The organism is Hymenobacter sp. IS2118 (assembly GCF_000715495.1).
Classification (GTDB): domain Bacteria; phylum Bacteroidota; class Bacteroidia; order Cytophagales; family Hymenobacteraceae; genus Hymenobacter.
This window is the reverse complement of sequence record NZ_JNLX01000147.1, coordinates 1-13,832: the sequence shown is the minus strand read 5'-3', so window position 1 is coordinate 13,832 and position 13,832 is coordinate 1. Positions and strand designations below refer to the sequence as shown.

The window sequence follows — 13,832 nt, the reverse complement described above, 5'->3', positions numbered from 1 at the left end:
TTAGTCATTGGCATGCGGAAGTGGCCGTATTGCGGCCGGTTTTGGGCATGGCCCCCGCGCCATACCATCAACTATGCCCGACATTTGCCCGAAATGAACCCCGGCCCCCCTTGCCGGGTTAGTTGCTGCCGTGTCCACTGTCTCGCCCCGCATCCTGCTCCTCACGCCGCCGCTCACGCAGCTCAACACCCCGTACCCGGCCACGGCCTACATCAAGGGGTTTCTGGGCGGGCGCGGCTACCAGGTAACGCAGGCCGATATGGGCTTGCAGCTGGTGCTGCGGCTGTTTTCGACGGATGGTCTGAAGCAGGTTTTTGCTGAAATTGAAGCCGGTGGTTTCGACCTGAGCGATAATGCCAAGCGTATGCTGCGCCTGCAAAACCGCTACTTGTCCACCATTACGCCGGTTATCCGGTTTTTGCAAAACAAGGACCTCACGCTGGCCCCGCGTATCTGCCACGGCCGCTTTTTGCCCGAAGCCAGCCGCTTCGACAACGTGGCCGACCTGGAAACCGCCTTCGGCACGATGGGCCTCACCGACCAGGCCCGGCACCTGGCCACGCTCTACCTCGAAGACCTCGCCGACCTCATCAAGGAAACCGTGGGGCCGCACTTCGGCTTCTCGCGCTACGCCGAAAAGCTGGCCCTTTCCGCCACCAGCTTCGAGCCCCTGCACGAAGCCCTGGCCGCCGCCCCCAACCTGCTCGACCGTCTGCTGCTGGAGGAGCTGGACGCCCTGCTGGCCCGCGTGCAGCCCGACGTGGTGGGCTTCACGGTGCCCTTTCCCGGCAACCTCTACGGTGCCCTGCGACTGGCTCAGCGCATCAAGCAAACCAGCCCCGCCACCGTCACCATTATGGGCGGCGGCTACCCCAACACGGAGTTGCGCACCATTCAGGAGCCCCGGTTTTTCGATTATATCGATTACCTGACCCTGGACGATGGCGAAGGCCCATGGCTGCGTTTGTTGGATTATTTGAGTGGTTCGAACTGGGAAAAATCCCGTCATGCTGAGCTTGCCGAAGCATCTCTACCGCTTCGTCGGAATGGGGATTTGATTACTCCCCCGGTAGAGATGCTTCGGCAAGCTCAGCATGACCGACCAGAAGCGCTGCTCCTTCAGCGCACCTTTCTGCGCGACGAATCCGGCCAAATTCAGTACATCAACCACCCGCACCCCGATGTGCCGCACCACGAAGTGGGCACGCCCGACTACTCCGATTTGCCGCTGACCGAGTACCTCTCGGTGCTGGAGGTGCTGAACCCCATGCACCGCCTCTGGAGCGACGGCCGCTGGAATAAGCTCACTGTGGCCCACGGCTGCTATTGGAAGCGCTGCTCGTTCTGCGATGTCACCTTGGACTACATTTCCCGCTACGAAACCGCGCCCAGCACTTTGCTGGTGGACCGCATCGAGCAGATTATTAAGCAAACTGGCCAAACCGGTTTCCATTTCGTGGATGAAGCTGCGCCGCCCCTGGCCCTGCGCGACCTGGCCGTGGAGCTGCTCAAGCGCCGCGTAGCCATCACCTGGTGGGGCAATATCCGGTTTGAAAAAACCTTCTCGCCCGACCTTTGCCGGTTGCTGGCCGCCTCGGGCTGCATTGCCATTTCGGGCGGCCTGGAAGTGGCTTCAGACCGGCTTTTGGCGCTCATGGAAAAGGGCGTAACCATTGCGCAGGTGGCCCGCGTGGCCGACGGTTTCACGCAGGCCGGCATCATGGTGCACGCCTATCTGATGTACGGCTTCCCCACCCAAACCGCGCAGGAAACCGTGGACAGCCTCGAAGTGGTGCGCCAGCTCTTTGCCGCTGGCGTAGTGCAAAGCGGCTACTGGCACCGATTTTCGATGACGGCCCACTCGCCCGTGGGGAAGAACCCGGCCAAGTACCAAGTGGCCGCCATTGGCCCCGAGCCCGCCGGCTTCGCCTGGAACGACCTGTGGCACGACGACCCGTTGGGCGCCGACCACGAAGCCTTCGGTCCCGGCCTGGCCAAGTCGCTCTACAACTACCTGCACGCCGTGGCGCTGGACGAACCGCTGGCCCGCTGGTTCGACTTCAAAACGCCCCGGCCAACCACCCCGCGTCACCTCGTGCAGCAGGCCCTGCAAGCCCCCGAAAAACCTGACTTTGCCCGGCAAAACCAACGCCTCTTCTGGCTCGGCAACGCGCCGGAAATCCGTATCGAACCCGGCAAAAAGGCGCCGCGCGCCGTGCTCACCTGCTACGAGCAGGCCGAGGATTTTGAAGTGAAAACCACCGAAGCGGTTGGCCGTTGGCTGCATCAGCTCCTCACCCAGCTCAGCTGCGACTACGACACCAAAATGCTGCTGAAAGAAGCCAGCGCTACTTTTCCGGCTGGCGAAGGCTCCTTCGAGGCATTTTTGCCAGGCCCGGCGTGGCAGCTGCTGCGGGAAAAAGGCTTGCTGCTTATTTGACGTGCCTGCCGTGCCTTGCGGGCGGATTTCCCGCAGAGGCACGCAGAGGAGAAAACGCAGAGGTTCGCAGAGTTTGGCTGCTACAGGGCTGCGAGTTTCTGTCGGAGCGGTATAGACTGTCAGCTTGAAAGGAACGGGCCAATCCGAGGCGATGCCGTGGCTACTGCGCCGTGGCACCGCGCAGCCATTCCACTATTTCGGTGGGTAGGCCGGGGCCGAAACCAGGGCTGATACTTCCGGCAACCAGCAGGTCGGGGCCGGTGGCGCGGTAGGTATGCACAGTGGCCCGGCGCCCGCCCAGGGCGTTGCGGAGCGCGACCATTTGCTGGGTCGCAGCCGAACCGCCGTACAAGCCCAGCACGGGCAGCTTGCGCTGCTTTAGCGCTCGGAAAGCCTCCCGCCCGGCCGCGTCAACGGTGGCATTCTGCGCGACGAAAAAGGCCGGGCGCTGGCCATCCGGCGTGGCCAATACCTGCGCCATCACTGCCGCCCGGCCGCCAGCCGCCCACACGCCAATGCTGGCGGTATCGGCGCCGGGCGTGTCGCGAAGCAACTGTAGGGCTGTTTGCAGGCGCGGGGTTTCGGCCGGTGCCGCGGCCGAGTCGGCGGCCGGCAGCACCAGTACGATAAAACCCTCACGGGCCAGGGCATCGGCCCACAGCGGCGCGGCCGGGGCGGTGGCCGCATCGGGCAGGAGCAGCAGGGCGGCCCCCGGCGTGCCGGTATCGGAAGGAGCATAGAGCCAGGCCGAACCGTTGTCCTGGGGGAGCTCCTCGACGCGGTAGGTGCTGGGTGTGGGCGCCCCACGCTTCAGCAGAATAACCTCGGCCCTGGTGGAATCCAGTTGCAGGGAGCCACGCCAGAAGTCGCCTTCCCGCGTCAGGGTGAGCACCTGGCCGGGCCGCGCCGGCCGCTTGAGCTGTAATTGCTTATCGCGAAAGAAGATGGTGTCGGCCACGAAGCTGAGGGTGCCGAGGGCGGGCACGGTCAGCTCGGCTTCGTAGTGGCCGGGACTGGGATGCCGGATGTCGAGCGCAGCGCGGATTTCGGGCTGGCCGGCTACCGTAAGGCTGCCCTCGTAGTGCCCGACGGGCGGGGGAGAAGCAGCCTCAGCGTCTGGTTGGGACTGGCAGCCGGCTAGCTGTCCGCCCAAGCCCAGCAGGGCTGCAAACCGGGCCAGTCGGCCGCCATAAGTACTCATCAAACGCATCAATGCAGGCATAGGCATTTCCAAAAGTAGCCGGTTTAGCGCCCGGCCAGGCCTTTGCGCAGAATAAGGTCGTTCTGAAGGTCCTGGCCCAACCGAAATTCGTGCTGCCCGATTTCGCGAAAGCCGAAGCGCTGGTAGAAAGCACGGGCCCGCTCGTTCTTTTCCCACACGCCCAGCACCACGGCGGCGCAGTGCAGCTGCTCGGCCAGGGCCAGAATGCCCCGCATGAGTGCCGCGCCCAGGCCGGTGCCTTGCCAGTCGTCGCGCACGTACAGGCGCTCAATCTCGAGGCGGCCGGCGGGGTCCTGCCCGTCAGTCAGGCCCAGGGCGGAGTTATCGCGCAGCTTGGCGTAGCCCACCAGCTCGGCCTGCATATGAGCCAGCAAAAAGGTATTTTCGCGGTCCTGTAGCTCCGCCAGCTGGATATCCGGCCCGAAGGTCTGGCCCAGGTAGGTAGCCATGTCGGCTGGAGTATTGGTGGCCGCAAAGGTATCCTGAAACGTGCGCCGGCCCAGGTCAGCGAGTTGGGCGGCGGTAACGGGGTTGGCCTTGGCCAGGGAAATGCGCAGGGGTGATGACATAACACAAAGGTCGAACAGCGCCCGCCGATTTACACTATTTCGTTGGCTTCGCGTTCCTGGCTGGGGGTGAGGCGGCGGCGCATCCGCAGGCCCATACGCATCAACAGTCCGCTGGCCAGCAGCCCTACCAGGTTGAGGGACAGCTTGGTGGCGTCCGGGCTGTCCGAGCCCAGGGCGCTCCAGCTATACACGGCAATGCCCACCTTGAGCAGCAGCCCCAGGCCCATGAGCGCCCCGCTTAGCAGCAGCAGCAGGCCCACCAGGCGGCGGGTAGACGGGGCAAGGGGGCGAGTGGCTTTGGACATGTTGAGCATACGGGCCGTCGCCGTAGGGAGTTGGGGCCGCGCTCGAAGCGGGTTGCTTATCCGGTTCTTTGGCGTAATTTCGTGCTACCAAGTCACCCCGCGAGAGTAGCTCAGTTGGTAGAGCATCAGCTTCCCAAGCTGAGGGTCGCGAGTTCGAGCCTCGTTTCTCGCTCAAAACCAAAACAGCCACTCCGAAACGGGGTGGCTGTTTTGGTTTTGAGTACTGCCGGTTGGCCAAAGCACTGGAGTATGTTGCTTCGGGGACATGACGACAGCCAATCCATTCGGCATTGGCGTTGATATCAGCTTACTTCCTCAGCACCAGATAGCCGTAGGCGGGCAGCACAACCTCGGTGCCGAGCGAAACAGTGTTGCCTTGCAAGGCATTGGTCCACGTAGAGTTGGCCAAGGCTGCGGGCAGGGTGTAAACGGTGCCCGCATTGCGCACATTCACCAGTACGAGGGCTTGCTCGGTGCCGGCAGTTTTGGTGAAGGCGCACACGCTGGTCGTGCTGTAGGGCGTGGGCGTGCCCCGGCGCAGGGCGGGGCTGGCCGCGCGGGCCGCCAGTAGCTGCTGGTAGGCGCGCTTCACGTCGGGGTTGGCGCCCCACTGCACTTTCACGGAGGTGAAAGGGAAGGGGATGGCCGTGGTCATGCCGGCTTCCTGGCCGTTGTAAACCATTGGTACGCCCTTGTAGAGCGCGGCGATGACGAAGGCCGACATGGCGCCCGCCTTGCCGCCAAACAGGGCGGGCGGCGTGCCGTCCGAGCCGTTCACGTCGTGGTTGGTGGTGTAGCGTACTACTTGCTGGGTGCCCGTGGCGCCCACGTACTCGCTGGTATTGAGGGCGTCGAAGGTGCTGGCCGGCGCACCGTTGCGGTACACGTTGTAGATGCCGCCGTAGAACCCGAATCCGAAGTTGTAGTCGAAGCCCGACGCGAAGTTGGAGGCGCGGGTACCTTCGGCCAGCAGCAGCAGCTTGTGGGTTTTGATGCTGCGGAGCGTGTCGGTGGCCTGCTTCCAGAAGTCGTTGGGCTGGAAGTCGCTGTAATCGAAGCGGAAGCCGTCCACGTTGGCCGTGTACACCCAGGATTTCATCGCCGAAATCATCTCCAGGCGCATGGGCCGGCTGTCGAAATTCAGCTGAGCCACGTCGTTGTAAGTGATGCCGTTGTTGGAGGGCGAGATGATGGCGCCGGCCGCGTTTTTCTGGTACCAGTCGGGGTGCTCCGTAATCCAAGAATGGTCGAAGGCGGTGTGATTGGCCACCCAGTCCAACATCACGGTCAGGCCGCGGGCGTGGGCGGCGTCCACCAGCGTGCGCAGGTCGGCCAGGTTGCCAAACTCCGGGTTCACGGCCCGGTAGTCGCGCACGGCGTAGGGCGAGTTCACCCCGCGCAACTGGCCCACGGGGTAAATGGGCATAAGGTAAAGCACATTCACGCCCACGTCCTTAATGGAATCGAGCCGGGCCGTGACGCCGGCAAAGTTGGCGGTTTGGCTGAAGGCCCGCATGTTTACCTGATACATCACCGCGTCGGCGCGGTCGGGCACCCCAGCGAAGGGCGTGCCGTACTGGGGCGGCGTCGCGTCGGGGGTCGGCGGGGGCGTCACCACCACGGGCGGCGGCTTCGGAACGTCGGCTTTGCAGCCCGTGAGCAGGCTGCCGGCTGCGAGCAGGGCCAGGCAATTGTTGAATAGAATACGACGGAAGGACATCATATTAAAGGGATGATTTGGCGAAACTTAGGGGAGGTAACTGGATGCGTATTTCTCGCAGAGGTCCGCAGAGGAAAAACCGCAGAGGTCCGCAGAGGTGGCCGTTGAAACTCTGCGAACCTCTGCGTTTTCCCCTCTGCGGGCCTCTGCGAGAAAAACGGATAAAAAAGTAGTGTATGAGTCTTGAAAAAAGCTTCCAACCCTACTTTTTCAGCGGCTTGAAGCTGATTGCCGTGCCGCCGCCGGGCGCCAGCCGCAGCGTGAGGGCCGATTTGCTGGTGACCACCTGCCGGCTGATGCGGTAGGCCATCGGGTTCTTCTGCCAGTCGGCGCCCTTGCCATCGGCGTAGATGGTGGCTTCGTAACGCTGGCCGGGCGTGAGAAAATTCAGCTTGATGGGTTGGGTGCGGGCGTTTTCGTCGGTGATGCTGCCTAGGTACCACTCGTCTTTGCCCTTGGCCTTGCGCACGGTGGTGAGGTAGTCGCCCGGCTCGGCGGCCAGCACGCGGGTGTCGTCCCAGTCCACGGCCACGTCTTCGATGAAGCGAAAGGCGTCGGGGTGTTTTTCGTAGGCTTCGGGCAGGTCGGCGGCCATTTGCAGGGGCGAATACAGGGTCACGTACAGGGCCAGCTGCTTGGCCAGGGTGGTGTGCACCTGCTTGCCCTGATTGCGGGCCGGGTTCCAGTCATCGAGCTTGATTTGGAAGATGCCGGGCGTGTAGTCCATCGGGCCGCCCATGAGGCGGGTGAAGGGCAGGATGGTTTCGTGCTCGGGCGGGTTGCCGCTGCTCCAGGCGTTGAACTCGTTGCCGCGGGCGGCCTCGCTGGCCATCCAGTTGGGGTAGGTGCGGTGCAGGCCGGTGGGGCGCACGGCCTCGTGCATGTCCACCATAATGTGGTTGTCGGCCGTGAGCTGGGCCGTGCGGTTGTAGTGGTTCACCATCCACTGCCCGTCGTGGTGCTCGCCGCGCGGAATGATGCGGCCCACGTAGCCGGTTTTCACGGCGTCATAGCCGTACTGTTTCATGAATTGGTAGGCGGCGGGCTGGCGGCGCTCGTAGTTGGTAACCGAGCTGCTGGTTTCGTGGTGCATGATGAGCTTGACGCCCTTGCCGGCGGCGTAGCGCTGCAATTCGCTCACGTCGAAATCCGGATACGGCGTCACGAAGTCAAACACCTCCTCCTTCCAGTTATTGGCCCAGTCCTCCCAGCCCACGTTCCAGCCCTCCACCAGCACGCCCTGAATGTGGTGCTGCGCGGCAAAGTCGATGTAGCGCTTCACGTTGGCGGTGTTGGCGCCGTGGCGGCCGTTGGCTTTCAGGCCGGCCCAGTTGGTGCCGGCCAGCTTGATGTTGCTGGTGTCGGCGTAGTTCCAGGTGGCGCGGTTCACGTGCATTTCCCACCACACGCCCACAAATTTCTGGGGCTGAATCCAGCTGGTTTCGGAGAGCTTGCTGGGCTCGTTGAGGTTCAGAATCAGCTTGCTGGTGAGCAGGGCGGGCGCGTTGTCGGCCACTACCACGGTGCGCCAGGGCGTGTGCTCCGGCGCCTGCAGGTAGGCTTTGGCGCCCGTGGCATCGGGCACGAGCTGGCTGCTGAGGCAGAAGGTTTGCGGGTCTACGTTCAGCATCAGGGCCGGGTAGTTCACCAGCGCGGCTTCGTGAATGTTGACGTACAGCCCGTCATCGGACTTGAGTAGGAGCGGGGTTTGCACCCGGTGGGGCGCCGCCTTCTGCTGAATGGCCTCAATGGGCGTGGTGTTCACCGCGCTCAGGCGGCTGGTGGTGTAGGTATATTCGTTGGAATCGTAGTCGCCCGGAATCCAGAACGCTTTGTGGTTGGCGGGCAGGTTGAACTCGGTGTGCTCGTCCTGCACCGTGAAATAGGCCAGGTTGGGCTGCGCCGGAAGCTCGTAGCGGAAGCCCACGCCATCGGCAAACACCCGAAACACCACGTCGAGCAAGCGGCCGGGCGCCGCCGGCTGGCGCAGGTGCACCGTAAGCTGCTGGTAGTGGTTGCGAATGCTCTTCACCTCGCCCCAGACCGGCTGCCAGGTTTCGTCCACGTTCTTCGTTTCGCTGCCCGTCACTACCAGCGGCCCGTCAAAACCCTGGCCATCGGCAAAGGAAAGGCCCAGGTGCGAGGGCGCAATCACGGGCTTCGTGCCGAACGAAATGGCGTAGCCGGGCCGCCCATCCGCTCCCAGGGCAAACGTCAGGCGCACCTGGTCCAGGCGGGCAGTCAGCGGCCCGACGGCCTGCGCCTGGACCAGGTGGCCGGCCGTAAGCAGCATTAGCAGCAGGTAGTTTCTCATAATTGCGATAAATCGGATTCTAATTAACAGTTAATTGCTCACTGCTCACTGCTCACTATTCTAACGGGTTACCGCCAGGCGCCGGGTAGCTACTTTGTCGCCCACCTGCACCTTCACCAGGTAGGCGCCCACGGCCAGGTCGCCGGTGGCCACCTTCAACTCGTGAAAGCCCACCCGCTGCCGGGCCTCCACGAAGGTGCGCACCTCGCGGCCCACCAAATCAGTGACGCGCACTACCACGTTCTGGGCGCTACCCTGCACCTGGTAAACCACCGTGGATTCGCCCTGCGAGGGGTTCGGGAACACGCTCAGGGCCACCACGGCCTCATCGGCTTTGCGGTTGCTGAGCACGGTCACGTTCACGGTAGCGGCCTGGGTGCCGGCTAAGGCCGTGAAATCGGGGCTGAATTCTAGGTTGTTGTTGCCGTTGCCGGGAATTTCGGGAATCACATCCGACGACCAGAAGGCGTCGCCGCTCACATATGCTGCGAACACGCGCACGATGGATGCGCCCGAGGGCAGGCCCAGCGCGGCGCGGTCAAACTCGTATTCCAGCGCGTAGGAGCCGGCGCCGCCCCCATTATCGTTGCCAGGGTTAGTGGTGATGTTGCCCGTGGGAGCCAGGTAGGCCACGCGGGTGCCCGCAAACAGGCTGTAGGCGCCGGTGGTCTGGGCGCCGTCCACGGTGCTGGGCACGCCGTCTTTGGTAATTGCGGTGCTCAGGCCGTCGCCGAGCGACTTGGCCACGCCCGTCGTGGCCGTGTAGATGGCGGCCTGCACGTCGCCGTTGCCGGTGGTGGCAATGGCCGCATCGGCTTCCAACTCCAGCTTAGTGCCGCCGATGCCGCCCTTTTCAAAGGTGCCAAATACCGTACTGGTGCCCGCGATGGCGGGCAGGCCCGTGCCCACGGGCACCCCACTTTTGCCGGGCAAATCCATGTAAAGCTGGAAGTTGTTGCCCCCGTTCTCGATGGTGCCGGCTAGGCCGATATAGAGCTTGCCGCTGCTGTTGGCGCCGTATAGGCGCAGCAGACCGGCAAAGCCAAAGCCCTTGTCGCCCACGTGTGGCGTCGTGAATGCGCCCAGCGAGGCGTACTTGCCCGGCGTAGCGCCAATTTCGGCGGCCGTAATAACGCCGTCCAGGGTAATCTGCGCCTGAGCGCTGAGCGTAGCCGCCGTGAGGGCAGCAGCGAGGGCGAGGGTAGTGGTTTTTTTCATGGTTTAAAAAAGTGAAAGGGTGATGATGAGTGCGGAATTAGCCGTCAGCCTTGAGCTGATAGCCATTGATTAGGTGGTTGAAAATCAAAAAAATTAAGAAGACTTTGATTGATTGGCCGGCTGATTTTAGCCGCCTTCTCCGGTTCAGAACTTAGGAACTGGCGGGCCTCCAGAAGCTGGCAGTACCAGTGCCATCCGAGGTTCCCACCCGGTTTCCCACCCGTGGAGGGCCAGCCCTAAGTCCTGAACCGGAAGTAGCTATTTGGGGGAGGTAGTTGCTGATTGCTAGTTGTCTGTTGTCATGCTGAGCGCAGCCGAAGCATCTCTACCGCAACATTGGACGGTTTCAACGGTGCGGTAGAGATGCTTCGACAAGCTCAGCATGACCCCTTTTTTGCTGCGATTACTTTTGCACTACCGCTTAGTAGCCTGGGTTTTGCACCAGCGTGGGGTTGGCCACGATGTCAGCCGAAGGCAGCGGGTACAGGTTGAATTTGGGGTCGATGCCCTGGCCGTCGCGTACGCCGCCTTTCCAGGGCCACACGTAATTGCCACTCGTGAACTTGCCAAAACGCACCAGGTCGGTGCGGCGCGAGCCTTCCCAGTACAGCTCCCGGCCGCGCTCGGCGAGCATGAAATCAGTCGTCAGCTCGGCGGCGGTGATGCGGCCGGCCGTGGCGCCGCCGGTGTTGCCGTAGGCGCGGTCGCGCAGGGCGTTCACGTAGGTTAGCGCCTGTGCGGGGCTGCCGCCGGTGCCGCCGCGCAGCACGGCTTCGGCATACATCAGGTACACGTCGCCGAGGCGGAAGAGCGGGAAATCCGTGTCCACAAATGTGCCGCCGGGGTCCGAGCCGTCGGCGCCGGTGGAGGTTTTATTCCGCCACTTCGTCACGCCGTAGCCATCGGTAAAGAGGGTCAGGTCGTTGATTTCCAGGTTCTGACCGTTGGTGAAGAACATGGCGCGGGTATCAAACTGGCCCGGAACGCCGGGGAAAAGCTGGGGCAGGTTTTTGCGGGTGCGGTTGCCGGCCCAGCCGCTGTTCACGCCAAAGGCGCTGCCCAGCATGCGCCCGCCAATGGCGGCGTGCACGAGGTAGGTGGTGCCGCCGTAGCTCTGGGAAGCGCGCCCGTCGCTGGTGATGGGAAAGATGATTTCCGAGGCCGCCGTCACGTTGTTATCGGCCAGAAACAGCAGCCGGTATTGCGGGGCCAGCGCGTAGTTGCCGGCCGTGAGCTTGTTGCAGTAGGTGAGGCAGTCGGTGTAGCGGGCCGTGCCGGTGTACACCTCGGCATTGAGGTACATTTTAGCCAGCAGCGCCCAGGCGGCACCCTGGTCGGCGCGGCCGTAGGGCGCCGAGTGGGCCGGCAGCAGCCCGGCTTCCATGCTCTTTAGCTCGGTTTCGAGGTAGGCAAAGAGGGCCGCGCGGGTGGTTTGCCTGGGCAGGTTCTTGCCGGGCTCGTCGGCCTCGGTCACGAAGGGCACATTGCCGTACAGGTCGAGGGCGTGGTAGTAGGCCAGGGCTCGCAGAAACCGCGCCTCGGCCCGGAAGGTGCGGGCTTTTTCAGCATCAACGCCGGTAATGCCGCGGGTGCTGAGCTTGTCGTCGCTGGTTTCGCGAATAAACTCGTTGCAGAGCGTGATTTCGTAAAAAATGCGGGTGTAGCTGTTGTTGATAAGGTCGTTGCTCGACGACCAGGTGGTGCGGTTCAGCTCCTGCAAAGGCACGCTGTTCCAGGCCACCACGGCCTCGTCGCTCACCAGCTCCTGCAGGTACCAGTAGGCCCGCAGGTAGGAGGTTTCGCCCTCGTCCTTGCCCTGCCCGGCAAACACGTCGGGCTGGCCGGGGTCGCCCGAGAGGTTGAAGCCGGCGTAGAGCTTGGCCAGCACCCGAATGTGGTTGGCCGGGTCGCGGTACACCGACTCGGTATTAAGGTCGTAGAAAGGCAGACGGTCGAGGTCCTTGGTGCAGGAGGCCAGGCCGCCCGTGAGCGCGGCCGCTGCCAGGGCTACGGCCAGGCCGGTGCGGCGCAGGATGGGGTGGGATTTCATGATAGTGGTTAGTTTTTAGTTGTCGGTTTTTAGTTGTCAGTTGCTAGTTAGCGGTTGTTAGTCATTGAGCTTATATTGATTGAATATTCTGACAATCAATATCTAACAACTGGCAACTAACAACCAGCAACTGACCTAGAAGCCCAGGTTGACGCCCAGCGTGAGGGTGCGGGGCAGCGGGTAAAAGTTGCTGTCGATGCCGAAGGCGCGCTCCGGGTCGAGGCCGGTGTATTTGGTGAGCACCAGCAGGTTGGTGCCGGCCAGCGTTACCTGGAGGTTGGAGCCGGCTTTCACCAGGCTGCCGAAATCGTAGCCCAGCGTCACGTTCTGGAGGCGCGCGAAGGAGGCATTTTGCAGGTAGAAGTCGCTGTAGGGCTGCCCGGCGCGGAAGCCGCTCAGGTAGATGTTGGGCACCACGTTGGCCGAGTAGCCCAGGCCGGTGTTCAGGCCGTAGTAGTTGCCCTGGCCGGCGTCCACGTTGTTGTACACGAAGCCGCCGAGGTTGGAGCGCAGCGTGAAGGCCAGCGTGGCTTTGCCGTAGCTCAGGTTCGAGCTAAAGCCGAGAATGGCTTTCGGAGCGGGCGACTCCGAGCGCACCCGGTCGCGCTCGTTAATCTCGCCGTCGCCGTTCAGGTCCTCATATTGCAGGGGGCTGGCGCTGTTGGTGGGGCCTTGCACCGGCCGGCCGTTGTCGTCGTACTTCTGCTTATACAGGAAGAAGGTGTTGGGCGCGTACCCCACGGTATTTATCTGCACAAACTGGAAGTTACCCACGTTGCCGATGGGCGTGCCTTGGTAGGCGGGGTCTTCCACCTGGGTCAGCTTCGTGATTTTGCTGCGGTTCATGGTCGCGTTGAAATTCACCGACCAGCTCAGGCGCTCGCCGCGCAGCACGTCGTAGTTCAGGGCCAGCTCCACGCCCCGGTTTTCCAGGTTGCCGATGTTGGTGAGCAGCGTGTTGCTGAAGTTGGTGCCCACGCTGATGGGAATCACGGCCAGCAGGTCGTTGGTTTTGCGCAGGTACACGTCCACCGAGCCGGTGAGGCGGTTGCTGAACAAGCCGAAATCGACGCCCGCGTCGTAGGTCGTGGTTTCCTCCCATTTCAGGTTGCGGTCGTAGGGCGCGGGGCGTAGCGTGAAAATGGTGTCGTTGCCGAGAATTTGCCGCACCGAGCCGCCCTCCTGCTTGTAGCCACCCAGGTAAGGGTAGTCGCCGGCCACGCCCGCCACGTCCTGCTGTCCCGTGATGCCGTAGCTCACGCGCAGCTTCAGGTCCGATACGGTTTTGGAATCGACCAGAAAATCTTCCTGGTTGATGCGCCAGGCCGCCGAGCCCGCCGGGAAGTAGCCCCAGCGCGTTTCGGGGCTGAAGCGCGACGAAGCGTCAGCCCGCAGCGTACCCGTGAGCAGGTATTTGCTCTTGAAGTTGTAATTCACCCGCCCGTAATAAGAGAGCAGCGTGTACTGCGTCTTGAAAGGGTTGCCGGCCGGGGCCGTAGGGTCGCGCCGCGTGCCCGCCGCCGTGAGCGTGAAGTAGAACGGGCTGTAGGTGTAAAAGTCCTGGTACGAGTAGCCCGCCAGCGCCTCTATCCGGTGGTCGCCGATTTGCTTGGTGTAGTTGAGGTAGGTTTCGAGCAGCTTGTTGTTTTTTTCTTGCTGGTACTGGCGCATTTCGCCCCGCAGCAACGGGTCGGCCACGTAGGCCAGCGACGACGAGGCCGGAATGTCTACCGTGCCGGCGCTGCGCGAAATGTCGTAGCCCAGGTTCACGTTGGCGTGCAGGTCGGGCAGGAAGTGCAGCGAGTAATCGAGCTGCACGTTGCCGATGCTGCGGAGCACCGTGCTGCGGTCGCGCTTGTCGTTGAGGCGGGCCACCGGGTTGCGGTCGGCCAGCGAATACGGCGTGGCGCCATCGGCCGGGTCCAGCCACTCAAAATAGCCGTTCAGGGCGTCGTTGCCGCTGCGAATGGGCTGCGTAGGGTTGAAGCGCGCGG

The 13,832-nt window shown here is 63.0% G+C and carries 9 protein-coding genes and 1 tRNA gene; 2 read left to right on the top strand and 8 right to left on the bottom strand.

All coding sequences use genetic code 11. The features are described from left to right. Positions 1–130 precede the first annotated feature (130 nt). Positions 131–2,440 (top strand): B12-binding domain-containing radical SAM protein, encoded by a 2,310-nt coding sequence (locus GM79_RS14120; RefSeq protein WP_035564952.1) that lies wholly within the window; start codon positions 131–133, stop codon positions 2,438–2,440. Positions 2,441–2,600: 160 nt separating this feature from the next. On the opposite strand, the gene GM79_RS14115 is transcribed toward GM79_RS14120, so the two are convergent. The 3 genes from GM79_RS14115 to GM79_RS14105 are packed head-to-tail and all read right to left on the bottom strand — an operon-like array spanning position 2,601 to position 4,536. After that, entirely contained in the window at positions 2,601–3,662 is a 1,062-nt protein-coding gene (locus GM79_RS14115) for a hypothetical protein (RefSeq protein WP_152559998.1), read from the bottom strand. A 23-nt stretch (positions 3,663–3,685) separates the two neighbouring features. Beyond that, complete coding sequence (locus tag GM79_RS14110; RefSeq protein WP_051718904.1) at positions 3,686–4,231, bottom strand: GNAT family N-acetyltransferase; 546 nt, start codon at positions 4,229–4,231, stop codon at positions 3,686–3,688. Between the two features lie 29 nt (positions 4,232–4,260). Next, positions 4,261–4,536 (bottom strand): hypothetical protein, encoded by a 276-nt coding sequence (locus tag GM79_RS14105; RefSeq protein WP_152559997.1) that lies wholly within the window; start codon positions 4,534–4,536, stop codon positions 4,261–4,263. Positions 4,537–4,635: 99 nt separating this feature from the next. Between GM79_RS14105 and GM79_RS14100 the strand changes: the two genes are divergently transcribed. Further along, positions 4,636–4,708 (top strand) — tRNA-Gly (locus GM79_RS14100). A gap of 135 nt (positions 4,709–4,843) precedes the next feature. Here the strand turns inward: GM79_RS14100 and GM79_RS14095 are convergent. The 5 genes from GM79_RS14095 to GM79_RS14075 all read right to left on the bottom strand — a co-directional run. After that, entirely contained in the window at positions 4,844–6,259 is a 1,416-nt protein-coding gene (locus GM79_RS14095; protein WP_235184067.1) for an alpha-amylase family glycosyl hydrolase, read from the bottom strand. A 199-nt stretch (positions 6,260–6,458) separates the two neighbouring features. Continuing rightward, a complete protein-coding gene (locus GM79_RS14090; protein WP_035564942.1) occupies positions 6,459–8,570 on the bottom strand; it encodes a glycoside hydrolase family 97 protein in 2,112 nt (703 codons plus the stop codon). Positions 8,571–8,630: 60 nt separating this feature from the next. Beyond that, the gene (locus GM79_RS14085; protein ID WP_035564940.1) at positions 8,631–9,788 is read right to left on the bottom strand and encodes a T9SS type A sorting domain-containing protein; all 1,158 of its coding nucleotides are present in this window, start codon (positions 9,786–9,788) and stop codon (positions 8,631–8,633) included. Between the two features lie 421 nt (positions 9,789–10,209). Beyond that, positions 10,210–11,838 (bottom strand): RagB/SusD family nutrient uptake outer membrane protein, encoded by a 1,629-nt coding sequence (locus GM79_RS14080; RefSeq protein WP_035564938.1) that lies wholly within the window; start codon positions 11,836–11,838, stop codon positions 10,210–10,212. Positions 11,839–11,973: 135 nt separating this feature from the next. Then, positions 11,974–13,832: SusC/RagA family TonB-linked outer membrane protein (locus GM79_RS14075; protein ID WP_035564937.1), on the bottom strand; the 1,859-nt coding region annotated here is incomplete at its 5' end.

What these genes read in the sequence shown, in the direction of transcription:
- GM79_RS14090 (WP_035564942.1), bottom strand. Translation starts at nt 8,570, where the DNA reads ATGAGAAACTACCTGCTGCTAATGCTGCTTACGGCCGGCCACCTGGTC.
- GM79_RS14115 (WP_152559998.1), bottom strand. Translation starts at nt 3,662, where the DNA reads ATGCCTGCATTGATGCGTTTGATGAGTACTTATGGCGGCCGACTGGCC.
- GM79_RS14085 (WP_035564940.1), bottom strand. Translation starts at nt 9,788, where the DNA reads ATGAAAAAAACCACTACCCTCGCCCTCGCTGCTGCCCTCACGGCGGCT.
- GM79_RS14105 (WP_152559997.1), bottom strand. Translation starts at nt 4,536, where the DNA reads ATGTCCAAAGCCACTCGCCCCCTTGCCCCGTCTACCCGCCGCCTGGTG.
- GM79_RS14110 (WP_051718904.1), bottom strand. Translation starts at nt 4,231, where the DNA reads ATGTCATCACCCCTGCGCATTTCCCTGGCCAAGGCCAACCCCGTTACC.
- GM79_RS14080 (WP_035564938.1), bottom strand. Translation starts at nt 11,838, where the DNA reads ATGAAATCCCACCCCATCCTGCGCCGCACCGGCCTGGCCGTAGCCCTG.
- GM79_RS14095 (WP_235184067.1), bottom strand. Translation starts at nt 6,259, where the DNA reads ATGATGTCCTTCCGTCGTATTCTATTCAACAATTGCCTGGCCCTGCTC.